Origin of the sequence: Chryseobacterium daecheongense, from assembly GCF_003729955.1 — a bacterium.
GTDB lineage: Bacteria > Bacteroidota > Bacteroidia > Flavobacteriales > Weeksellaceae > Chryseobacterium > Chryseobacterium daecheongense.
This window is the reverse complement of sequence record NZ_RJTX01000001.1, coordinates 450,974-472,280: the sequence shown is the minus strand read 5'-3', so window position 1 is coordinate 472,280 and position 21,307 is coordinate 450,974. Positions and strand designations below refer to the sequence as shown.

Annotated in this window: 25 protein-coding genes and 1 tRNA gene; 9 read left to right on the top strand and 17 right to left on the bottom strand. The window is 35.7% G+C overall.

All coding sequences use genetic code 11. The annotated features are described in order from the left end of the window. The first annotated feature begins 5 nt into the window (after positions 1-5). The 6 genes from infC to EGI05_RS02105 all read left to right on the top strand — a co-directional run bounded on the left by infC (position 6) and on the right by EGI05_RS02105 (position 4,409). Complete coding sequence (gene infC / locus EGI05_RS02130; protein WP_185144946.1) at positions 6-506, top strand: translation initiation factor IF-3; 501 nt, start codon at positions 6-8, stop codon at positions 504-506. Between the two features lie 173 nt (positions 507-679). Continuing rightward, on the top strand, positions 680-1,501 hold the full coding sequence (locus tag EGI05_RS02125; protein ID WP_123261419.1) for an alpha/beta fold hydrolase: 822 nt from the start codon (positions 680-682) through the stop codon (positions 1,499-1,501). A 197-nt stretch (positions 1,502-1,698) separates the two neighbouring features. Next, entirely contained in the window at positions 1,699-2,268 is a 570-nt protein-coding gene (locus EGI05_RS02120; RefSeq protein WP_166668316.1) for a hypothetical protein, read from the top strand. Positions 2,269-2,454: 186 nt separating this feature from the next. Then, positions 2,455-2,652, top strand: coding sequence for a 50S ribosomal protein L35 (gene rpmI / locus EGI05_RS02115; RefSeq protein ID WP_002979658.1), 198 nt, complete (start codon positions 2,455-2,457; stop codon positions 2,650-2,652). Between the two features lie 123 nt (positions 2,653-2,775). Continuing rightward, positions 2,776-3,120: a 50S ribosomal protein L20 gene (gene rplT / locus EGI05_RS02110; RefSeq protein WP_123261418.1), complete on the top strand. Its 345-nt coding sequence runs from the start codon at positions 2,776-2,778 to the stop codon at positions 3,118-3,120. Between the two features lie 113 nt (positions 3,121-3,233). Continuing rightward, the gene (locus EGI05_RS02105) at positions 3,234-4,409 is read left to right on the top strand and encodes a M28 family peptidase (RefSeq protein ID WP_123261417.1); all 1,176 of its coding nucleotides are present in this window, start codon (positions 3,234-3,236) and stop codon (positions 4,407-4,409) included. Between the two features lie 78 nt (positions 4,410-4,487). Here the strand turns inward: EGI05_RS02105 and hisIE are convergent, their stop codons facing one another. The 14 genes from hisIE to EGI05_RS02035 all read right to left on the bottom strand — a co-directional run bounded on the left by hisIE (position 4,488) and on the right by EGI05_RS02035 (position 17,230). After that, on the bottom strand, positions 4,488-5,075 hold the full coding sequence (gene hisIE / locus EGI05_RS02100) for a bifunctional phosphoribosyl-AMP cyclohydrolase/phosphoribosyl-ATP diphosphatase HisIE (RefSeq protein WP_123261416.1): 588 nt from the start codon (positions 5,073-5,075) through the stop codon (positions 4,488-4,490). Next, the gene (hisF, locus tag EGI05_RS02095; protein ID WP_123261415.1) at positions 5,072-5,824 is read right to left on the bottom strand and encodes an imidazole glycerol phosphate synthase subunit HisF; all 753 of its coding nucleotides are present in this window, start codon (positions 5,822-5,824) and stop codon (positions 5,072-5,074) included. Before hisF ends, hisIE begins: the two co-directional genes overlap by 4 nt. Further along, positions 5,817-6,536 carry a 1-(5-phosphoribosyl)-5-[(5-phosphoribosylamino)methylideneamino]imidazole-4-carboxamide isomerase gene (hisA, locus tag EGI05_RS02090; RefSeq protein ID WP_123261414.1) on the bottom strand — a complete coding sequence of 240 codons (720 nt, stop codon included), beginning with the start codon at positions 6,534-6,536 and terminating at the stop codon, positions 5,817-5,819. Before hisA ends, hisF begins: the two co-directional genes overlap by 8 nt. Positions 6,537-6,539: 3 nt before the next feature. After that, positions 6,540-7,115, bottom strand: coding sequence for an imidazole glycerol phosphate synthase subunit HisH (hisH, locus tag EGI05_RS02085; protein WP_123261413.1), 576 nt, complete (start codon positions 7,113-7,115; stop codon positions 6,540-6,542). 1 nt (position 7,116) lies between these two features. Next, on the bottom strand, positions 7,117-8,208 hold the full coding sequence (gene hisB / locus EGI05_RS02080) for a bifunctional histidinol-phosphatase/imidazoleglycerol-phosphate dehydratase HisB (RefSeq protein ID WP_123261412.1): 1,092 nt from the start codon (positions 8,206-8,208) through the stop codon (positions 7,117-7,119). Next, a complete protein-coding gene (hisC, locus tag EGI05_RS02075; protein ID WP_123261411.1) occupies positions 8,205-9,236 on the bottom strand; it encodes a histidinol-phosphate transaminase in 1,032 nt (343 codons plus the stop codon). The genes hisB and hisC overlap by 4 nt, the downstream gene beginning before the upstream one ends. Beyond that, entirely contained in the window at positions 9,236-10,516 is a 1,281-nt protein-coding gene (gene hisD / locus EGI05_RS02070; protein WP_123261410.1) for a histidinol dehydrogenase, read from the bottom strand. Before hisD ends, hisC begins: the two co-directional genes overlap by 1 nt. A 1-nt stretch (position 10,517) precedes the next feature. Beyond that, on the bottom strand, positions 10,518-11,375 hold the full coding sequence (gene hisG, locus EGI05_RS02065; protein WP_123261409.1) for an ATP phosphoribosyltransferase: 858 nt from the start codon (positions 11,373-11,375) through the stop codon (positions 10,518-10,520). A 254-nt stretch (positions 11,376-11,629) separates the two neighbouring features. Next, positions 11,630-12,727, bottom strand: coding sequence for a glycosyltransferase family 4 protein (locus EGI05_RS02060; protein ID WP_123261408.1), 1,098 nt, complete (start codon positions 12,725-12,727; stop codon positions 11,630-11,632). Further along, positions 12,724-13,500 (bottom strand): polysaccharide deacetylase family protein, encoded by a 777-nt coding sequence (locus EGI05_RS02055; RefSeq protein WP_123261407.1) that lies wholly within the window; start codon positions 13,498-13,500, stop codon positions 12,724-12,726. The genes EGI05_RS02060 and EGI05_RS02055 overlap by 4 nt, the downstream gene beginning before the upstream one ends. 2 nt (positions 13,501-13,502) lie before the next feature. Beyond that, positions 13,503-14,432, bottom strand: a complete 930-nt coding sequence (locus EGI05_RS02050; RefSeq protein ID WP_123261406.1) for a glycosyltransferase family 2 protein — start codon at positions 14,430-14,432, stop codon at positions 13,503-13,505. 5 nt (positions 14,433-14,437) lie between these two features. Continuing rightward, positions 14,438-15,607, bottom strand: a complete 1,170-nt coding sequence (locus EGI05_RS02045; RefSeq protein WP_123261405.1) for a glycosyltransferase family 87 protein — start codon at positions 15,605-15,607, stop codon at positions 14,438-14,440. A gap of 28 nt (positions 15,608-15,635) precedes the next feature. Continuing rightward, positions 15,636-16,448, bottom strand: coding sequence for a 2,3,4,5-tetrahydropyridine-2,6-dicarboxylate N-succinyltransferase (locus tag EGI05_RS02040; RefSeq protein ID WP_123261404.1), 813 nt, complete (start codon positions 16,446-16,448; stop codon positions 15,636-15,638). Positions 16,449-16,657: 209 nt separating this feature from the next. Next, on the bottom strand, positions 16,658-17,230 hold the full coding sequence (locus EGI05_RS02035; RefSeq protein ID WP_123262546.1) for a C40 family peptidase: 573 nt from the start codon (positions 17,228-17,230) through the stop codon (positions 16,658-16,660). A gap of 153 nt (positions 17,231-17,383) precedes the next feature. On the opposite strand from EGI05_RS02035, the gene EGI05_RS02030 reads away from it, so the two are divergent. From EGI05_RS02030 to EGI05_RS02020, 3 genes are all read left to right on the top strand, one after another. Beyond that, positions 17,384-18,031 carry a hypothetical protein gene (locus EGI05_RS02030; RefSeq protein WP_123261403.1) on the top strand — a complete coding sequence of 216 codons (648 nt, stop codon included), beginning with the start codon at positions 17,384-17,386 and terminating at the stop codon, positions 18,029-18,031. Positions 18,032-18,184: 153 nt separating this feature from the next. After that, positions 18,185-18,258 (top strand) — tRNA-Ala (locus EGI05_RS02025). 48 nt (positions 18,259-18,306) lie between these two features. After that, positions 18,307-18,684 (top strand): hypothetical protein, encoded by a 378-nt coding sequence (locus tag EGI05_RS02020; RefSeq protein WP_123261402.1) that lies wholly within the window; start codon positions 18,307-18,309, stop codon positions 18,682-18,684. Between the two features lie 68 nt (positions 18,685-18,752). Here EGI05_RS02020 and EGI05_RS02015 read toward each other — a convergent pair whose 3' ends face one another. The 3 genes from EGI05_RS02015 to EGI05_RS02005 all read right to left on the bottom strand — a co-directional run bounded on the left by EGI05_RS02015 (position 18,753) and on the right by EGI05_RS02005 (position 21,304). After that, positions 18,753-19,235, bottom strand: a complete 483-nt coding sequence (locus EGI05_RS02015; protein ID WP_123261401.1) for a MarR family winged helix-turn-helix transcriptional regulator — start codon at positions 19,233-19,235, stop codon at positions 18,753-18,755. Then, positions 19,232-19,729: a GNAT family N-acetyltransferase gene (locus EGI05_RS02010; protein ID WP_123261400.1), complete on the bottom strand. Its 498-nt coding sequence runs from the start codon at positions 19,727-19,729 to the stop codon at positions 19,232-19,234. Before EGI05_RS02010 ends, EGI05_RS02015 begins: the two co-directional genes overlap by 4 nt. A gap of 162 nt (positions 19,730-19,891) precedes the next feature. Then, entirely contained in the window at positions 19,892-21,304 is a 1,413-nt protein-coding gene (locus tag EGI05_RS02005) for a TolC family protein (protein ID WP_123261399.1), read from the bottom strand. Between the last annotated feature and the right edge of the window lie 3 nt (positions 21,305-21,307).

The following is a 21,307-nucleotide window of genomic DNA, read 5'->3' as shown; positions in this document are numbered from 1 at the left end:
CACACTTGATCAACGATAAAATTCGTGTGAGAGAACTTCGTTTAGTGGGCGATAACGTAGAGCCGGGAGTTTATCCTACTGACAAAGCAAGACAAATTGCTCAGGAGCAGGAATTGGATTTAGTAGTGATTTCCGACAAAGCTGAACCGTTTATTGCTAGGATTTTGGACTATAAAAAGTTCTTATACGAGCAAAAGAAAAAACAGAAGGAACTAAAAGCTAAGCAGGTAAAAGTGGTGGTAAAAGAGATCCGTTTCGGACCTCAAACTGATGACCACGATTATGAATTTAAAAAGAAGCATGCTGAAAAATTCCTTGAAGAAGGTTCAAAATTAAAGACCTACGTATTTTTCAAAGGACGTTCGATCATTTTTAAAGACCAGGGAGAGATTTTACTTTTAAAATTGGCTCAGGAACTAGAGCATGTTGGAAAAGTAGATCAGTTGCCTAAATTGGAAGGTAAGAGAATGATCATGATGATGAGCCCTAAAAAAGCAGCTAAATAGTTTAAATAAATTTTAAACTTGATAATATTAAACCTCAAATAATTTTTGAGGTTTTTTTATTTTATAATAGATGTTAAATAATTATTAAAATATAACCTATGATAAGATCCGGGAAAATGTTTAGTTCTACCTTTGTTATTAAATCATTCATTAATCATTAAAAAATATTAGCTATGAGTACACTTACATTAAAAGACGGAACTGAGATTTATTACAAAGACTGGGGAAAAGGACAACCTGTTTTTTTTCATCATGGATGGCCTTTATCCAGCGATGATTGGGACGCACAAATGTTTTTCTTTCTGGAACAAGGTTATAGAGTAATCGCTCATGACAGAAGAGGCCACGGAAGGTCTACCCAGACTGCGGAGGGGCATGATATGGACACCTATGCTTCTGATGTGGCTGAATTAGTACAAGCATTGGATTTGAAAGATGTTATTCATGTCGGACATTCTACAGGAGGTGGTGAAGTGATCCGATATGTTGCTAAACATGGAAATGGAAGAGTTGCAAAAGCTGTTTTGGTGAGTGCTGTAACGCCAATTATGGTTCAAAATGAAAACAACCCGAATGGGGTTCCTATGTCTGTTTTTGATGATATCCGAAATAATACCGCTAAGCACAGACAACAATTCTTCATTGATATTACTTTCCCTTTTTATGGGTATAACAGAGAAGGAGCAAAAGTTTCTGAAGGTATTCAAAGAAACTGGTGGAGACAAGGTATGATGGGAGCTATTAAAGCTCATTATGATTGCGTTAAAGCGTTTTCCGAAACAGATTTCACAGAAGACCTTAAAAGTGTGGATGTTCCAGTTTTAGTAATGCATGGAGAGGATGACCAGATCGTGCCGTTTGAAACTACGGGAAAAGTAGCTGCTACTCTACTGAAAAACGGAAAATTGATTTCCTACCCAGGATTCCCACATGGAATGCCTACTACTGAAGCTGAGACCATTAATAAAGATCTTTTGGCATTTTTTCAGTCATAAATACATTTTTTCACCTATTAAAGCCGTAGTTTTCCTATGGCTTTTTTATTTTTAACATACTATATAATACACCGTTAAGTGTATTAAATTTTGCTATAATAAACCATTATTATTGATTATTTTAAGTAATGATAAATCTCATATTAGTGATTTGATTGTAAATACTTGTTATATTTGTATTGTTAAATCCAAAACTTATGAAAATTAAATTACTGACTTTATTAAGTCTTCCAGTGCTTCTTGCATCTTGTGCTCAGGATAATGATCTTGATAGTGTGAATATGAGTACACAAAATGAAAAACAAAGTACTGCAGATGGAAAGAATACATCTCGTTTTTTAGATCTTACACGTTATACACTTTTAAAGGAAAGCACCAATCATCCTCAGACATTAAGTGCAGGACAGTCGATAAGCATGGAATATAACGGAAGCACTTACCGATTTATCATGCAGGCGGATAATAACCTGGTTTTATACAGAGAAAGACCGGGACTTACGAATGTACTATGGCATTCCAACACTTACAGAAGTACAGGTACGCCATCACTTATTGTACAAAATGACGGAAATATGGTGATCTATAGCGATGGAAATCCCCTTTGGAGTTCTAATACCGCGGTTAATTATTATGTAGCCAATCCGCATGTTAAGCTTCAGCTTTACTCAAGAACAGGAGCAGCTATTCCTTCAGGATTCAGAATTAAAGTTATTTTAGGTGGAAATAATGAAGAAAGAAATGACATCATTGTTGAAGACTTCTTATAAAAATGATTTTAAACCTACAGCCGTTTCTTAACAGAAGCGGTTTTTTATCATCTTATACTTTCAATAAATAGTTAACCATGAAAGTTTGGATTGATTTTTTTTGTATCTTTGCAAACTATTATTCCTAATCATTTTTAAGAATAACCAAAACAGATATTGATAACAAAACAATAAAAAAGCAAAACAATGCCAAAATTAAAAACGAAATCAGGTGCTAAAAAGCGTTTTGCTCTTACTGGTTCTGGTAAGATCAAAAGAAAAAATGCTTACAAAAGCCACATCTTAACTAAGAAAGAAACTAAGCAGAAGAGAAATCTTACTACTACTTCTTACGTAGCTAAAGTGGACGAAAAAAGCGTTCAACGTCAATTAGCCATTAAGTAGTTTTTATAAATCTATAATTCGGTTTATAAGAATTCAAACAAAATTCAAAATTTTAACCCTGAAATGGAGCTCCTAAGTGCAATGAAACAGTTTGCCGCACATTTCAAAAAAACAATTTAAATTATGCCAAGATCAGTAAATTCGGTAGCTTCAAGAGCTAGAAGAAAGAAAATTTTTAAGCACGCTAAAGGTTATTTCGGAAGAAGAAAGAACGTTTGGACAGTAGCTAAAAACGCGGTAGAAAAAGCAATGCAATATGCTTACCGTGGTAGAAAAGAGAAAAAGAGAAATTTCAGAGCACTTTGGATCACTCGTATCAACGCGGGAACTAGAGAGCACGGAATGTCTTACTCTCAGTTTATGGGAGCTCTTAAAAAGAACAATGTTGAGCTTAACAGAAAAGTTTTAGCAGATTTAGCAATGAATCACCCTGAAGCTTTCAAAGCAGTTGTAGATCAAGTAAAATAATGTAAAATTTTTGTTATCAATATAATCCCGGGTTTCTTTGCCCGGGATTTTTTTATTACTACATTTGCTAAATTATTGTGAAATACTTAAAGAATTACTAAATATTATATCAAGTGAAAAAAATTGCCGCTCTTCTACTCTTTTCTTTCGGAGCTTATGCTTTACAGGCTCAGACTTTTATTCAGGCGTATCAAAACAGGGCCAACCAGGTAACTCAGACGAATATTACTACGCTGTTACAGGAATTTGGAAATCTGGGGGTTAAGACAACGGGATCTGCTCTTAATACAGCAGCTCTAAACTGGCTCAAGAACAAATATCTTTCTTATGGATATACTGTTAGCCAGATGGTGGAAGATCCTTTTACTATAGGAAGCAGTACCAACTCAAAAAACCTTATCATTACCAAAACAGGAACTGTATATCCTAACAAATATGTTATTATTTGTGGTCACTATGATACTATTGTAGGTCCTGGAGTAAGTGATAACGGAAGCGGAACTGCTATTCTTTTAGAAGCAGCCAGAATTTTAAAGGATATTCCTACAGAGTACTCTATCAAATTCATTCACTTTTCCGGTGAGGAACAGGGGCTATATGGAAGTAGCCATTATGTAAATAATGTTGCTTATGTAAATGGTGTTCGTCAACTGGATATCAAGCTGGTTTTTAATATTGATCAAGTTGGAGGTGAACTTGGAAATACCAATAATATTATCTATTGTGATGAAGACCAGGGAAGTCCTACAAGCAACAATGCGGCTTCACAAGCTGTAACTCAACAATTAGCAACTTGTACAGCTTTATATTCACCACTTCAGACGGCTATTGATCCGGCATATGCTTCAGATTATATGCCATTTGAAGATAAAGGAGAAGTGATTACCGGTTTCTACGAATATACGAGAAGTTATAATGAACATACGGTGAATGATACATTTGCCAATATTGATCCGGTATATGTATTTAATGTGGGAAAGGCAGCTGTGGGAGCACTTCAGCATTTTGCCGTAGCTACGACTTCTATTTTAGGAACAGAAGAAAAAACAGTTAATAAGATAGAGTCAGTAAAAGTTTATCCGAATCCCGCTAAAGATGTTTTGCATATCGACTTACCCAGTGAAGTGAAAAACTTTAAAGTAGAAGTAACAGATATGAACGGACGTTTGATTCTGAATAAAGAAAACGAAACCAAACTGAATGTTTCCGGGTTATCAAAAGGAGCTTATCTTGTTACTTTAAAATCTGGTGAGCAGACTGCGGTGAGAAAAATTTTGATTGAGAAGTAAAAATTTTAAAAGTAATATTAAAAGCCAGCTTTCAGCTGGCTTTTTTAATCAAGGATTACTAAGATGCAATCGAATACATTACTTGTCCCTGTCTAAAAGAGTTTCTTCAATTTCTTCAAGCGACATTCCCTTAGACTTTAATAAAATCAAAAAGTGATACAATAAATCGGCTGCTTCATTTTTGAAAAGATCATCATTATTATCTTTCGCTTCTATAACCAATTCTACTGCTTCCTCTCCTACTTTTTGGGCAACCTTATTGATGCCTCTCTGATACAATGAATATGTATAAGAATTCTCTACTTTTTTATCAATTCTGGACGATACTTTATCTTCCAGCTCATATATAAACCCTTTGGAATCTTTTTCCCCAAAACAGCTAAAGCTTCCTGTGTGGCAAACCGTATTTCCGGGGATTACTTTGATAAGAATTGTATCCTGATCACAATCAACATCTATACTTTTTACAGTAAGAAAATTTCCAGATTCTTCTCCTTTTGTCCAAAGCCTGTTTTTGGAACGGCTGAAAAAAGTGACGATACCTTCTTGTTTTGTTTTTTCAAAGGCTTCTTCATTCATGTATCCTAACATCAAAACCTGAAGTGTTCTGTTGTCCTGAATGATTACCGGAACAAGTCCTCCCGATTTATCGAAATCTACTATCATCGTATGGGGATATTTTTTGTTTTTAATTCATTCTTTAATTCTCTGATATCTATTTCTCCAAAATGAAATACACTTGCAGCCAAAGCTCCTGTTGCTTTTGTTTGCTGCAATACGTTTTCAAAGTCTTTCATACTTCCTGCACCTCCTGACGCGATAATGGGAATCGAAACGTTTTCAGAAACTATTTTGGTAATCCTTATATCAAATCCATTTTTGGTTCCGTCACCATCCATTGATGTCAAAAGAATTTCTCCGGCCCCTAAAAGCTCTGCTTCTTTAGCCCATTCTATCGTCTTGAGATCGGTAATTTCTCTTCCTCCTTTGATATGAACCCAATCTAATTGATCCACAAATTTTGTATCAATAGCCACCACCACACACTGGCTTCCGAATTCTTTGGCCAGATCAGAAATTAATTGTGGATTTTTCACGGCAGAAGAATTGATGCTTACCTTGTCGGCTCCCGCTTCCAGAAGCTTTCTAACATCTTCTATGGTTGAAATTCCTCCTCCTACAGTAAATGGAATGCTTAATTCTGAAGCTATTTTTCTGACAAGTTCAGCGAATGTTTTCCGCTCTTCAATGGTGGCTGTAATGTCCAGGAAGACCAACTCATCAGCTCCTTCCGTTTCATATTTTTTAGCCAGTTCAATAGGATCTCCTGCATTTTTAAGCCCCTGAAAATTAATTCCTTTTACCGTTGTCCCATCTTTGATATCCAAACACGGAATGATTCTTTTTTTAAGCATTGTCCATAAAATTTTGAAGTTGTTGTGATAATATTCTTCCTTCGTAAATAGCTTTCCCGATAATGGTTCCTGAGCAGCCGATCTCTTTCATTTTTAAAACATCATCCATACAGGAAATTCCACCACTTGCAATTAATTGAACAGAAGCTTGGTTAAGGATTTCCTGATATAGGCCTGTTGAAGGGCCCTCCAACATTCCGTCTTTGGCAATATCTGTACAGATTACCTGTTCAATGCCTTTTTGCTGGTATTCAAGTATAAAGTCAAGGACATCTTTATCACTTTCTTCCAGCCATCCTGATGTTTTTATTTTTCTGTTTTCACAATCGGCTCCCAAAATGATCTTTCCTTTATATTTTTCAATCAGATCATAGCACCATTCAGGATTTTGTACTGCAATACTTCCGATAGTAACTTGTGACGCACCGGAACTGAATGCTGTTTCTATATCTTTAAGAGTTTTAAGCCCGCCTCCGAAATCTATTTTTAATGAGGTTTCTCTGGCAATGTTCTCAATTACTTTTTGATTGACAATATGTTTTGATTGGGCGCCATCCAAGTCCACAAGGTGTAGAAACCTGATGCCGTAATTTTCAAACTCTTTAGCTACTTCCACAGGGTTTTCATTGTAAATTTTCTTGGTGCTGTAATCACCTTTTGAAAGGCGAACACATTTTCCATCAATAATATCAATAGCTGGAATAATTTTCATTTTTTAAAGCTTTAAAAAGTTTCGTAATATTTCATTTCCTACTTTTCCGGATTTCTCGGGGTGAAACTGAACTCCATAAAAATTCTCTTTCTGCAATGATGCGCTGAAGGACAGAATATAATCGCAGACAGAAGTAGTGTATTCCGAAAGTTCACAATAATAGCTGTGAACAAAATAAAAGTCATTTTCATTCAATTCCGAAAGCAGGTCAGATCTTAGTCCGGAAATCGTATTCCAGCCCATGTGAGGCACTATATTTCCGGCGGGAAACTTTTTCACATTAATATCAAAAATTCCTAATCCATCAGTATTACCTTCTTCTGTATTTTTACACATCAGCTGCATTCCAAGGCAAATTCCTAAAAAAGGTTGAGTTAATGTCGGAATGATCTGATCCAGCCCTTTTTCTGTTAATGATGCCATAGTGGAAGATGCTTCTCCCACTCCGGGAAAAATGACTTTATCTGCATTTCGGATCACTTCAGGATCATCAGTAATGAGAGAATCTGCATTCAGACGGCTTAAGGCGTTTTGGACGGAATTTACATTTCCGCCGTTATATTTTATTATTGCAATCATGTCATAAACTTCCTTTTGTAGAAGGGATATTGAAATTTTGATCAGTTTGGTTCACAGCCATTTTTATCGATTTGGCAAAAGCCTTGAAAATGGATTCTATTTTATGATGCTCATTATCTCCTTTTGCCCGTATGTTCAGGTTGGATTTTGAAGAGTCTGTGAATGATTTAAAGAAGTGAGAAAGCATTTCAGTGGGCACATCTCCAATTTTTTCTCTCTGAAATTCAGCTTCCCAAACCAGCCACGGCCTTCCTCCAAAATCTATGGCGGACCATGCAAGACTGTCATCCATAGGAAGAAGGAAACCATATCTTTCAATTCCTTTTTTTTGTCCTAATGCCTTTAAAACGGTTTCTCCCAATACAATTCCAACATCTTCTATCGTGTGGTGCTCATCCACCTGTAAATCACCTTTTACATTGATCTTCAAATCTATATTTCCGTGCTTTGCAATCTGCTCCAGCATGTGATCAAAGAAATGTAAACCAGTAGAAATTTCAGATTGGCCATTTCCGTCAAGATTGACTTCAATTTCAATATCTGTTTCATTAGTCTTCCTGGATACTTTGGCTTTTCTCGGAATTGTCTTCAAAAACCGATAGATCTCATACCAGCTCTTCGTAGTTAATGCAGCATTTTCATTGGGATTTTCATGGATAAAAATAGCTTTGGAACCAAGATTTTGAGCCAGTTGAATATCTGTGACACGATCTCCGATTACATAAGAATTTTCAAGATCATAATTTCCATAAAGGTATTTCCCCAGCAAACCTGTACCCGGTTTTCTTGTAGGCAGATTTTCATGTTCAAAACTTTTATCGATAAGAATATCATTGAAAATAACACCTTCATTTTCAAATGCTTTCAATATTTTTTCATGTGGGGCATTGAAATCTTCATAAGGGAAACTTTCCGTTCCCAAACCATCCTGATTGGTCACCATTACCAATTCATAATCTAATTCTTTGGCAATTTTGGAAAGATTTTGAAATACTCCCGGATAAAACTCTAATTTTTCCAGGGAATCGATCTGGAAATCTTCAGGTTCTATGATCAACGTTCCGTCGCGGTCGATGAATAATACTTTTTTCATGAGGTGATGTTTTTTAGTGCAGTTATGAGTTGATTGTTCTCTTCTTTATTTCCGATATTAATTCTTATACAATTGGGAATCTGCGGAGCTCTTTTGCTCGTTAAAATTTCCTGTTCTAACAGGCTGTCATACACTTTTTCAACATCCTTAAATTCAATTAAAAAGAAATTGGAATCAGTGGAAAATACTTTTGCAATACATTCAATTTTTCCAAATTCTTGCTTTAAACGAGCTCTTTCATTGATGATTTCTTTTACGTTTTTATTAAATTGATCTTGCTCATCAAGAGCTTGTATCACCAGTTCCTGGCTTAAAGAATTGGTATTATAAGGTGCTTTTACCGTATTGATTAATCTAATGATCTCCTTTGATGCATAGGCTGTTCCTACCCTGGCTCCGGCCATTCCCCAAGCTTTGGAGAATGTTTGAAGGACTATGAGATTAGGATATTTATCCAACAGTTCTATACTGGATTTTTTATCCGAAAATTCTATATAAGCTTCGTCCACTACAACAATTCCCTTAAAATTCTGAATATAAAATTCAATGTCTTCCATACTGTTTCCCGTCGGATTATTGGGTGAGCATAGGAAGAATATTTTTAATTGCAATTCACTGATGATTTTTATAAAGTCGCCTTTTATGATCTCAAAATTCTGATCAAGATCTAATTTAACGACCTTATTTTCATTAATGGCAGCATAAAATCCATACATGGCAAAAGAAGGATTCATCATCAGAATAGCATCTTTTTTCGGTTCGCAGAAAATTTTTATAATAAGATCGATGAGCTCATCACTTCCGTTTCCAACGGCTATTTGATCCGGAGAAATATTTTTAAGTGTAGCAAGTTTATTTTTCAATTTCTTTTGGGTAGAATCCGGATAACGGTTGAATGTCCCAAACGGGTTTTCATTAGTATCCAGGAAAACCGGTGCTTCAAATTCATTATGATCCCTGAAACTGATATAAGGTTGTAATGCTAAAATATTTTCTCTAACGAATGTATTGACAGTAAATTGTTTCATTATATATTCTTTTTAAGTCTTATGGTAACAGCATTTTTGTGGGCAGCTAATCCTTCCGCCTGTGCCATGATTTCTATTGTTTTTCCTAAATTTTTCAGTCCTTTTTTTGATACATGCTGAAAGGTGATCTTTTTCACGAAGCTGTCTAAGGAAACACCGCTATAATTTTTGGCAAATCCATTAGTGGGCAGTGTGTGATTGGTTCCGCTAGCATAATCTCCGGCGCTTTCACAGGAATAATTTCCAAGAAAAACAGAACCTGCATTTTGAATATCAGGAATATACTTTTCAAAATTTTCTGTAGCTAAAATGAGATGTTCCGGCGCATACAGATTGCTGAATTCAATAGCTTTCTCTATAGTATCCAATAAAATAAAATGGCTGTTATTCAAAGACTGCTGAGCCATTTCATTTCTTGGAAGCAATTTAATCTGTTCATCAATTTCCCTGATTGTCTCATTGAGGACAGATAAGCTTGTGGTAAGAAAAATCACCTGGCTGTCACTTCCATGTTCTGCCTGCGAGAGTAAATCTGCAGCACAAAATGAAGGAACAGCTTTTTCGTCGGCAATGACCAATACTTCACTGGGGCCTGCAGGCATATCAATGGAAACCCCATATTGTTGTGCATACTCTTTAGCTGCCACCACATATTGATTTCCTGGCCCGAAAATTTTATAGACCTGAGGAATACTTTCCGTACCTAAAGTCATTGCTGCAATGGCTTGTGCTCCACCCACTTTAAAAAGCTGAGTAACACCACAAAGCTGGGCTGCATACAAAATAGCCGGATTTATGTTTCCGTATTTATCAGGCGGCGTACATAGAACAATTTCTTTACAGCCTGCTAACTGAGCCGGAACAGCAAGCATCAGAACCGTAGAAAATAAAGGTGCTGTTCCCCCGGGAATATAAATTCCTACTTTTTCTATAGCTCTGCTTTCTCTCCAGCAGATCACTTCTTTTGTTGTTTCAATTTTCTGAACTTCTTCTTTTTGTGAAGCATGAAACACTGAAATATTTTCTTTGGCCTGTTGAATAGCTTTCTTCAGATCCTCATTGATCATTTCATAAGCTCTTTCAATCTCTTCTTTAGAAACTGAAATGTTATTGATTTCGGCATCAAATTTTTTGCTTAGTTCCAGAAGAGCTGCATCACCATTTGTTTCAACAAGTGAAAAGATGTTGGCTATGGTCTTTGAAATTTCCTGTTTTTGCAGAACCGGGCGTTGAGTCAGTTCAGCCCATTGGTCTTTTGATGGATATTGATAAATCTTCATACTACATCACCATTTTATCGATTGGAATTATTAAAATGTCCTGGGCTCCGTTTTCTTTAAGCTCATCAATGACTTCCCAGAATCTTTCTTCATCGATTACAGAGTGAATACTGCTCCAGCCTTTTTCTGCCAAAGGAAGTACGGTTGGGCTTTTCAATACTGGAAGCACAGCAGAAACGGCTGCTATTTTTTCATCTGGAACATTCATCAGGATGTATTTGGAATTTTTGGCCTTTAGAACAGCCTTAATGCGAAATAAAAGCCTGTCGAGAATTATTTCTTTTTCCTGATCCAGATTGAAAGTTTTGGCAAGTACAGCTTCAGAGGTAAGCAAAGTGACAGTTTCCCTTAATCCGTTTTTGAATAAGGTACTTCCGGAACTTACGATATCACAGATTCCATCTGCCAGTCCAATGTTCGGGGCTATTTCCACAGAACCAGAGATTACGTGAATCTCCGCGGAAATATTATTGTTTTCAAGGAATTTTTTGAGGGTGTTCGGATAAGATGTTGCTATTTTTTTGCCTTGGAAATAAGTGAGATTGTCTGTTTCCACTTCCTTTGGAACTGCAATCGAAACACGGCATTTCGAGAACCCCAGCTTCTGAACAATCTCAATATTTTTCTGTTTTTCTATTAAAAGGTTTTCACCAACAATGGCTATATCCACTACTCCGTCTTCAAGATATTGAGGAATATCGGAATTTCTCAGATACATGATCTCGATAGGAAAATTATCTACCGAAACTTTTAACTGGTCTTTCCCGTTGTTGATAAAAATACCACAGTCTTTGAGAATCTGTAGAGAGTCTTCATACAGCCGACCACTTTTTTGAATGGCAATTTTTAATCTACTCATTTTACTTTTTTTGAGTCTGAGTAAATAAAAACTGTTTAATTGAAGAAAATTTCCCGTGATAAATTTTAGAAACAAAAAAACCGCCTGTTTACTCAGACGGTTTTAATTATTTTGATTTTTAACATATACACATATCAATCAATTCCGTCTTAGCAGAGATGATGATAATAATGATGCATTGTCAAAAAATTCGGTTTCATTGTTGAAATTTGTGGTACAAATGTAGGATTTATTTTTAAACTGCAAATATTTTTCTAAAGAATTTTTTGATAAAAGTTCATTAATTCATTGGCAATAGTTTCGTCATTAAACTTTTGAACAAACTCGAAACCCTTATCAGCACGGCGTTTTCTTTCTGCTTCATTATCCCAGAGAAATTGTATTTTGGAACGGATATCATGGTAATCATCCGGATTGATGTATACTGAATCTTTCCCTCCTGCTTCCGGAAGACAGCTTCTGTTGCTTGTGATAACTACGGTTTTAGAGAATAACGCTTCTATCACAGGAATTCCAAAGCCTTCAAAAAAACTGGGATAAACAAAAATGTCAGCGAGTTTGTATATAACGGCAAGCTCATCCATGGAAACACCTTCAAGAAAATGGACTTGTTTTTCCATGGTGTTTTTACTGATAAACCCAGCAACTTTTTGGTAATATTTGGTCTTTTTACCAATCACAACCAATGGAATATCCGTTCCTTTAATGGCTTTTACAATATTCAGAAGATTTTTGCGGTCTTCTATGGTTCCTACATTTAAAATAAATTTCTCGGGAAGGTTGAATTTCTGTTTGGTCTGCTGGGTAAATTCTTCAGACTGCTGCTCTTTAAAAGCCTTATGACATCCCTGATAAATAACTTCAATCTTCGTTTCAGGAACTTTTAAATAGTGAATGATATCCTTTTTAGTCTGTTCTGAAATCGCGATGATCTTATCTGCAATCTGAGTAGCTCTTTTAAACTTCCACAGATGGATTTGCCTGTCGAAGAAAGAATAATATTGAGGGTACCTTACAAAAATAAGATCGTGAATGGTAACTACTTTTTTAATCGGTGTTTTCTCCCATTTTAAAGGTAATTCTCCGGATAAACCATGAAAAATATCTGCTTTTTCCTTCTGTGCATCGATTCCCATTTTAAATTGACGAGACATTCTTCCTTTTGAGGTTTCAATAAAATGAACGTTGGAATTTTCCAGGATGCTCTCTCCTCTTTCCGACTTGTTTTTATTGAGAAGCACATACTCGTTTTCCGGAAAATAATGTGCTAAAATCCTCACAAGATCCCTTGAATAATTGCCTAATCCCGATGCGTTGTGAAAAAAACGTTTTGCGTCAAAAGCAATTTTCATGATTCTATCCTTTTTTGAAATTCCTGGAATGTTCCAAAACTGTAATGCTTACTTTTCAGCCAGCCGACAAATGTATCAAATCGCTCTATCATTTCTTTTCCCGTATTTTTGGTGGTAAAACCAGGAAGTTTAAATGCTTCATCCTTAATATCGGAAAACTCCCACGGATGAAAATAGATATTGAGGTAATTGTCTTTCTTCAAAACGTCGGAAGCCAGTTTTTTGTATAGAGATAAAGGAAAATTATGAAAGCTTAACCAAAACAGAGGGACCCTGAAATTAGGAGAAACCGAAGCAGGGACCTGCATGACATTTCCCTCTTTATAGTAGGTTCTTGAAACTTTTAAATTATTATATCTTCCCGGAAGAAAGGTTGGATTGATAGATGAATTATAGGTGTATCCCGCTTTTTCCACTTCCTTTTCGTTCACAGGCATCATTCTTGGCATTCTTAATCCTGTAACTTTAGTCGAAAATAATTCTTCCAGCTTTTCTCTGGATTCTTTTAAATGTTTTTCTTCAAATTCAGAATGAAACCATGTGTGTGAAGCCAATTCATGACCTTCATTAAGTAATCTTTCAATCAGAGGTTTGCTTTGTTCCGCGAAGACTACTGTAGAGAAAAAGGTAGCTTTTACCTGATGTTTCTTTAAAATATTTAAAATATTTTCCAGTCCGTGCTGGGAAATCGAAATTTGTCTGTCAAAAGGGATTTCACCCTTATATTCCAATGGCATATCAAACTCCTCGATATCAAAACTCAATAATACCATTTTTAAAAGTTTTTATTTTTAATAATATAATTCGGTCTTTCTTTTACCTGTTTGAAAATTTTCCCCAGGTACATTCCGATAATTCCAAGAATAATCAATTGCAGCCCCCCGAAAAATACAATCGTCATAATCAATGATGCCCAACCAGAAATTTCTGTCTTGGCAACAAAAGCATAAATGACGTACAATGCATATCCGACTACTGAAATTCCTGAGAATAAAAATCCTAAATAAGCGGCAATATACAAAGGTTTTACACTGAAAGCCGTAATTCCTGTAAACGCAAATTTGATCATTTTCTTTAGATTATAGCTGCTTTCTCCGGCTACTCTTTCTGCTGCGGTAAATTCGATTCCGGTTTGTTTGAAACCCATCCAGCTGGTTAAGCCTCTTAAAAACAGATCATCCTCATTGAAGTTTCTCATCACTTCTACTGCATTGGCATCCAACAGTCTGAAGTCTGAGCCACCGCCTTTGGTTAGATTAACATCGGAAAGATGGGATAATAGTTTGTAAAAGAAGTCTGAAGTTTTTCTCTTGAAATAGGAAATTTCTTTGGGATAAGTTCTTATAGTGTAAACCACATCATAACCCTCTTCCCATTTTTGGATCATTTCAGGAATAAGTTCAGGCGGATGTTGAAGGTCTCCATCCATAGAGATCACTGCATTTCCATGAGCATGGTCCATTCCTGCTTTTACAGCCGGCTGATGCCCAAAATTCCTGGAAAATTCAATATATTTCACTTCATCAAACTGTTCGGAAAGCTCTTCTAATTTTTGCTGGGTATTATCCCGGCTTCCATCATTTACGAAGATAATTTCAAAATCATAATTGTTCAATCCGGAAAAAACTTCTTTTATTTTTTCATGGACCAAAGCAACGTTTCCTTCTTCGTTATGGGCAGGAATGACGATAGAAATTTTCTTCATATTATTTATTTCAGACTGTAATCTGTTTCAAAATTTTTGGTTAAAAGTTCATACACTACTCTTAGCCAGACCACAATGCAAGGTACAGCTTTTAAAGAATATTTGATGATATAATCGTGTTTTACCCATTTCGGAAACAGATCCGAAGTGGAAAAACAAGTGAAAATAATGACAAAAACCAATAAGCCTATGTTCAATGGAGTTCTTTCTTTTTGCAGGAAAAACCAGATCATTACTCCTACTACTGCAATAATATAAGTCGGAGACTCCGAGCTTGAGCTGAACAATACTAAAAATAATAGTGTGGAAGCCAGAATCATCAATTGAAATGCATAGTTTTTATATTGCTTCATTCTGATATATGGTAATGCAAATAAAGGTAATCCTACTGCCAGAAATACCAGGTTGGAAATGGAAGCATCTCCCAAAATCCTTCTGAAAAATCCCATCAATGATATATCCTGCATGTTTCCCAATACTTGATTTTCATTGTTCTTTTCAATAATGGAATGATACCAGTCCGCATAACTCTGTACCACAAACTGTGGACTGGAATACGCCATAGGAAGTACAAAAAATAATACTGCAATAGCAATTCCCGAAAGAATAAACTTCTTTTTATTCTGAATAAAGAAAAACTGTGAAAGCCCTACAATTCCATAAATTTTCACAAAAACTCCTACCAATATTGCGGTCGCTGATTTCACTTCTTTCCTTTCGTAAATGTATACGGCGGATAATAATAAAAGCCCTGTTAAAGCCACATTGAACTGCAGGCTTAGAGCAGCAGTAATGTATTCCTGCAAGCAAAATAGTCCAAAAAGTGCTTTTTTACTATCGGAAAAAGGGAGTTTATAAATGGCATACACAAAAAGAAATGTATTGGCTAAGTTCCACAGGGAAATACCTAGCCAATCCGGCATAATGGCAAAAGCCGCGATGAGTGAACTGAAAAATATCCCGTAATGATTCAGATCAAAATACAGATCAGGATAATGGATAAATAAGTTTTTCTGATGGATTGTATTGAAGAATACATTTTTAAAGATCAGATAATTATTGATGGCATAATCTCCTCTGAAATACTTGGAAATTGCCGTCACAACGGATATAATAAGATAAACCCCAAATATATATTTAGGGTTTACTATCAGTTTTAAAAATTTTTCTTTCAAGACTGTACGGGTATTAGTTGATATCGGCTTAAACAGCTACGTTATTGTCTCTTAAAGCATCGTTAAGAGACGTTTTCTTATCGGTAGATTCTTTTCTCTGACCAATGATCAAAGCACATGGGACCTGATATTCTCCTGCAGGATATTGTTTGGTATAACTTCCCGGAATCACTACTGAACGTGCAGGTACTCTTCCCTTGATCTCAACCGGTTCGCTTCCTGTAACGTCAATAATTTTTGTTGAAGCAGTCAATACAACATTCGCTCCTAGAACAGCTTCTTTTTCTACGTGTACTCCTTCTACAACAATACATCTTGAACCGATGAAGCAATCATCTTCAATGATTACCGGAGCAGCCTGTAATGGCTCTAAAACACCACCGATACCAACACCACCACTCAGGTGAACATTTTTACCGATCTGTGCACAGCTTCCTACTGTAGCCCAAGTATCTACCATGGTTCCTGAATCTACATAAGCTCCGATGTTTACGTAAGAAGGCATCATGATCACTCCTGAAGCCACGAAAGATCCTTCTCTGGCAATAGCATGAGGAACAACTCTCACACCTTTTTCTGCATAATTTCTTTTTAAAGGAATTTTGTCATGAAATTCAAACGGCCCTACTTCAATAGTTTCCATCTTCTGAATTGGGAAATACATTACTACAGCTTTCTTTACCCACTCATTCACCTGCCATCCGTTTTCCGTAGGTTCTGCTACACGAAGCTCACCTGAATCCAATAAAGAAATTACTTCTCTGATGGCTTTCTGGCTGTCTTCATTCTGTAATAAATCTCTGTTATCCCAAATGTTTTCAATTGTTTGCTGTAACGACATGTTTCTAGTTTAAAATTATACGCGCCAAAGATACAAAAAACTTCAGCAAAACCTTTTTAAACTTAACATCCGCAGAATATTAATTAAAATAGAACAATCGCCTCAATTTATACTGTTCATTAACCAAAAAAAGAGCATTTCAGCCCTTTTATTCCTTAGAAATGTGTATGTATTATATACTAATTTCGGTCTCTGCTTCAATAAGAATTTCACAAAACTCTTTGTGCATGGAGATAGGCTTTATTCCAGTATTTTTCGTTCAAAGAAGAAATAATAACCCCCTTTGAAGTGGATGCATGAATAAATTTGACTTCACCATCACTTCCGATATCGTGAACTATTCCTACATGGGATACTCTGCTTCCCCCAGCTGTCGCAAAGAATAAAAGATCACCCGGTTTCACCTCTTTTATATCGATGTTCTTTCCTGTTTCTGCCTGATCAGATGATCTTCTTGGTAATTTCAGATCATTCTCCTCAAAGACTTTCACGGTAAAACCTGAACAGTCGAATCCTGAAGAAGTGTTGCCACCGAACTTGTAAGGAGTTCCAATATATTTTTCAGCATCTTTCAGAATATCTTTAATAGAGCCTGAAACCTTTCCATCAAATTTTGAATCCAGTTTTCTCAGGTTTTCTGATTTAGCAACAGTTTTAGAGCTTTTGCTTTTAGCAGCAGATGCGTTTTTAGAACTTCCGCAGGAAACCATAATGGTTGACGCTATCAGAATAACGGATAATTGGTGTATTCTTCTCGTGTTTTGAATGAAAGCCGCTTTCATATTGAACTGATTTTTAATGTAGTAACATATTGTTTTACAAATATACATATTATATTTTAATTATATATAAACTATACTACAACTATACTATAAATATATGTTAAAATTTTGTATTTAATTAATTATCATTATATTTGATTCCAATTTAAATGTATGGCAACTTATGAAAGCTTAATCCAACTTAAAGGTTCTGTTGGAGACCTTGTTTTTTATACACTGAACGGCAAGAATGTGGTTCGGAAAAAAAGCGGGTTCAATAAAACGGCATTTAAGAAAAATCCGGCTTACGAGAAGGTAAGGCAGAATAGTTCAGAATTTGGGCACTGTTCCAAAATCGGGAAAACAATAAGACTGGCTTTGAATTCCTATCTCAAGGAAGCGGATGATCCTCTACTCTATCAGAAGTTTGCTAAGCTGATGACAGAAATAAAAGACTGTGATCATATTTCAGGAAGAGGTAAAAGAACAGTACAGAACGGACTTTCTACAGATAAAGGAAAATTGCTTTTAAAGAAATTTCAGTTTGGCAGCATTCCCAATCCGGGAACTCATGTGATGATTTCTTTAGGATTATGGAATAAGAATCTTTATTGGGGAAAAGAATTGAATGCTCATGAAGTTGATATTATTACTTTAAAAATAGATTTTGATCATTATACAGCAGAAGTTTTTGAAGAGAAAATTACTGTCGGGGGTCAACAGGAAGTTGCTTTTGAACAGCATTTTTCCAGTGATGATCTGCTTTTACACTTTGTAGTTTTTAAAAAAGAAGGAAAAATAACGAATATGGGATTTGTTTAAAACTTAATTTTCATGTTTCTGTAAAGTATTCTTAAAAAAATAATTATTATACAAACAATTCGCTTTCCTGTTAAATAAAATTCAACAAAATGTTTGCACATGTAGTTTAAATACTTACTTTTGTAGCGCTTCGGAAAATGCTGCACGAAAAATGGGGAATTAGCTCATCTGGCTAGAGCGTTAGACTGGCAGTCTAAAGGTGACGGGTTCGATCCCCGTATTCTCCACAGATTTTTGATTATTAGAAACTTTATTTCATCAATGACTATAAAACTATGAAGAAACTTTTTTTACTTTTATTAACGGCATTTTTATTCATCGGATGTAGCTCAGAAGAAGAGAATATATATGATTATATCGGAACCTGGTCCGGAAAATATGAAGGAAGCGAAAAAGGAACCTGGTATATTGTAGTAGCAAGCGACGGTAAAGTAACCGGAACCATGCATTCTGATGACACAAATGAAAATTATAACATTTCAGGTCATCTGGATACTTCAGGAGATTTAAATGCGGTAATCGGGCTTCCAGCTGACGGAGAATTCAGAGGAACTTTAACAGTGGAAGAAGATAATGAAAAAGGAAGCGGAACCTGGAGAAATTCAGTGCCTACTCCGGACAGATCCGGATCTTGGACTGGTGAAAAAGAGTAATTAATTCTTACAAAATATAAAGAAAGCCTGTAAATTAAGTTTACAGGCTTTTTTATTGTCAAAGTTTATTATTCCATAGATTTTTTCATCTGTAAAGCTCTTTGCAGAAAAGATTGATTTGCTATTTTTTCTTCAGCTTCATTAATAGCAGCCAATAATTGGTTTTCATTATCGGCAATTTCTTCCAATACTTTTGACATCAGTTCCCAAACAGGTTTCATTTGCTCCACAAGTTTTATTCCTTTCGGGCTAAGCTGAATCAGGCGTTTGCGCTCATCATGCTGATCCTTTTCAGAAGTAATAAGATCTTGCTTTTCTAACTCTTTAAGCAGGCTTATTGTAGACGGATGGGTGTACCCTATTTCATTGGCAATTTCCACTACTCCCAGTTTATTTCTGTGATGCAGGGTAAAGATAACGGGGAACCATTTGGGCTCAAAATCAATTCCAAAGGCTTTATAGATCATGGCCCCATCTTTGCGAAGCTGTTCACTCAACCGCTGCAGTCTTGTGGAGAGAGCCAGGATTCCTGATTCATTGATTATATTCATGGTGTATCATTTAAATTCAAAGCATAAAAAATAGTATCTGCATTCATTAATGGAAATGTGGCAGGAAGCTTTTCTTTATCTATTTTTGCAAAGCCGTTACGTTCATAAAACCTTTGGGCAGCTTCCAAAACAGATACGGTGCCTAAAAATATCTCTTTTATACCATTTGCACAACAGTAAGAAATGAGTATTTCCAATAGTTTTTGAGCAATATTCAATTCTTTGCCTCTGAATTCTTTTTTCACAAACATTTTCCTGATGGCTCCTTGGCTTCCACTAAATTTCACTAATGCTATCGTTCCGATAAGTTCTCCATTCAGAAATGCTCCCCAGAAATTCCCTCCGTTTTTGAGATAGAAATTTTCAATTTGCTGAAGATCCGGTTGATCATCGATGCTAATGGGAATATTGAATTCCTTCTGCTGAATATTCAGGATCAAATCAATCACCTGTTCCGCATATTCATTGCCAATATTTTTAAAATTGATTTCCATTCGATCTATTTTAAGTACAAAACTACGTAGTTAAATACATAAATACAAGAAAAATTTTATTTTAATTTAAATTGCTGAAAATCATTAATATATCAATCCAATAAAAAAGCGTGCATTAAAAAACTTAATACACGCTTCACAAGATTAATATATATAACAATATTATTTCCATCCGCCACCTAAAGCCTGATACAGCTCTATAGCAGCTTTCATTTTATTATATTCCGCATTGGAAATATTAAGTTCTGCATTCAAAGAGTTGACACTCGCATTCAATACTTCAAGGTAGTTTGCCATCCCGTAGTTGACCAATTCCTGAGAATAATCAACGGACTTTTTATAAGATTCGAGCTCTTTTCTTTTCAAATCAATGAAAGAATCCTGTACGGAAAACACTCTTATCGCATCAGAAACCTCTTTTCCGGCTGTTAGAACAGCTTTTCTGAAATTCAGATAAGCCGTTTCCTGATTGGCAAGACTTACTTCATAATTGGTTTTGATCTGTCTTCTGTTCAGAATGGGTTGAGCTAAACCGGCTACAACATTCGCAAATAATGAATTCACACTGAATAGATGGTCAATATCAACCGATTGAAGTCCTCCACTTCCGGTTATCTTCAAGGTCGGATAAAACTGAGCTTTAGCAGCATTGGTCAATTCAAAAGCATTCATCAGGTTATATTCTGCTCTCATTACATCTGGACGATTGGCCAATAATTGAGCTGGATAGCCCAATTCCAAATTGATAGGTAATTTCTGACTTTCTAAAGTTGATCTTTCGATTGAATGAGAAGGCTCTCCCATTAATAAACTCATGGTGTTTTCCAATAACTGAATCTGAGTATCAATGTCAATCAACAGAGATTTTGCATTGTAAACAAGAGCTTCACTCTGCTGAACAGCAACTTCTGTAACAGTTCCGGCTTGTTTCAATGCTCTGGTTGTTTCGAGATTTTTCTCACGAACATCAATCGTCTCCTGAATGATCTTTTTTTGAGAATCGAAAGTCAATAATTGATAATATGCAGAAGCGATGGACGCAACAAGATCACTTTTTACCGCTTTGTGAGCCGCAACAGTTCCCAAATAAGTAGCTAGCTGTGCTTTTTCCTGGGATTTCATTCTCCCCCAAAGATCGGCCTCCCAACCTAAACTTGCAGTGATATCGAACTGATTCACATATCTCCTTTCTCCGATAATCTGCCCGAATTGGGTATTTAAGGATTGGGTTTGAAATGTATAATTCGGTCCCACGGAAAGTGTTGGCTGATAAGCAGCTTTACTTTGCTTTAAATATGCTTCTGCAGATGAAATACTCTGTAAGGCAATTCTGATGTCCAGATTATTGTCCAGCGCTTTGGAAATATGCCCCTGAAGAATAGGATCAGTAAAAATTTCTTTCCAAGAAATATTGGCCATATTGGTACTGTCCTTAGGAAGCATATCTGTACGGAAAAGTTTTTCGTCTGTTACATTTTTAGGCCTTTCATATTCTTTTCTTGTTGCACAAGAGGAAATGGCACCTAAAATTACTACCGAAAACGTTATTCCTTTTATGATGTTTAAACTCTTCATTAT

What these genes read in the sequence shown, in the direction of transcription:
- EGI05_RS02125 (WP_123261419.1), top strand. Translation starts at nt 680, where the DNA reads ATGAGTACACTTACATTAAAAGACGGAACTGAGATTTATTACAAAGAC.
- EGI05_RS02120 (WP_166668316.1), top strand. Translation starts at nt 1,699, where the DNA reads ATGAAAATTAAATTACTGACTTTATTAAGTCTTCCAGTGCTTCTTGCA.
- rpmI (WP_002979658.1), top strand. Translation starts at nt 2,455, where the DNA reads ATGCCAAAATTAAAAACGAAATCAGGTGCTAAAAAGCGTTTTGCTCTT.
- rplT (WP_123261418.1), top strand. Translation starts at nt 2,776, where the DNA reads ATGCCAAGATCAGTAAATTCGGTAGCTTCAAGAGCTAGAAGAAAGAAA.
- hisIE (WP_123261416.1), bottom strand. Translation starts at nt 5,075, where the DNA reads ATGATAGTAGATTTCGATAAATCGGGAGGACTTGTTCCGGTAATCATT.
- hisF (WP_123261415.1), bottom strand. Translation starts at nt 5,824, where the DNA reads ATGCTTAAAAAAAGAATCATTCCGTGTTTGGATATCAAAGATGGGACA.
- hisA (WP_123261414.1), bottom strand. Translation starts at nt 6,536, where the DNA reads ATGAAAATTATTCCAGCTATTGATATTATTGATGGAAAATGTGTTCGC.
- hisH (WP_123261413.1), bottom strand. Translation starts at nt 7,115, where the DNA reads ATGATTGCAATAATAAAATATAACGGCGGAAATGTAAATTCCGTCCAA.
- hisB (WP_123261412.1), bottom strand. Translation starts at nt 8,208, where the DNA reads ATGAAAAAAGTATTATTCATCGACCGCGACGGAACGTTGATCATAGAA.
- hisC (WP_123261411.1), bottom strand. Translation starts at nt 9,236, where the DNA reads ATGAAACAATTTACTGTCAATACATTCGTTAGAGAAAATATTTTAGCA.
- hisD (WP_123261410.1), bottom strand. Translation starts at nt 10,516, where the DNA reads ATGAAGATTTATCAATATCCATCAAAAGACCAATGGGCTGAACTGACT.
- hisG (WP_123261409.1), bottom strand. Translation starts at nt 11,375, where the DNA reads ATGAGTAGATTAAAAATTGCCATTCAAAAAAGTGGTCGGCTGTATGAA.
- EGI05_RS02060 (WP_123261408.1), bottom strand. Translation starts at nt 12,727, where the DNA reads ATGAAAATTGCTTTTGACGCAAAACGTTTTTTTCACAACGCATCGGGA.
- EGI05_RS02055 (WP_123261407.1), bottom strand. Translation starts at nt 13,500, where the DNA reads ATGGTATTATTGAGTTTTGATATCGAGGAGTTTGATATGCCATTGGAA.
- EGI05_RS02050 (WP_123261406.1), bottom strand. Translation starts at nt 14,432, where the DNA reads ATGAAGAAAATTTCTATCGTCATTCCTGCCCATAACGAAGAAGGAAAC.
- EGI05_RS02040 (WP_123261404.1), bottom strand. Translation starts at nt 16,448, where the DNA reads ATGTCGTTACAGCAAACAATTGAAAACATTTGGGATAACAGAGATTTA.
- EGI05_RS02035 (WP_123262546.1), bottom strand. Translation starts at nt 17,230, where the DNA reads ATGAAAGCGGCTTTCATTCAAAACACGAGAAGAATACACCAATTATCC.
- EGI05_RS02030 (WP_123261403.1), top strand. Translation starts at nt 17,384, where the DNA reads ATGGCAACTTATGAAAGCTTAATCCAACTTAAAGGTTCTGTTGGAGAC.
- EGI05_RS02020 (WP_123261402.1), top strand. Translation starts at nt 18,307, where the DNA reads ATGAAGAAACTTTTTTTACTTTTATTAACGGCATTTTTATTCATCGGA.
- EGI05_RS02015 (WP_123261401.1), bottom strand. Translation starts at nt 19,235, where the DNA reads ATGAATATAATCAATGAATCAGGAATCCTGGCTCTCTCCACAAGACTG.
- EGI05_RS02010 (WP_123261400.1), bottom strand. Translation starts at nt 19,729, where the DNA reads ATGGAAATCAATTTTAAAAATATTGGCAATGAATATGCGGAACAGGTG.
- EGI05_RS02005 (WP_123261399.1), bottom strand. Translation starts at nt 21,304, where the DNA reads ATGAAGAGTTTAAACATCATAAAAGGAATAACGTTTTCGGTAGTAATT.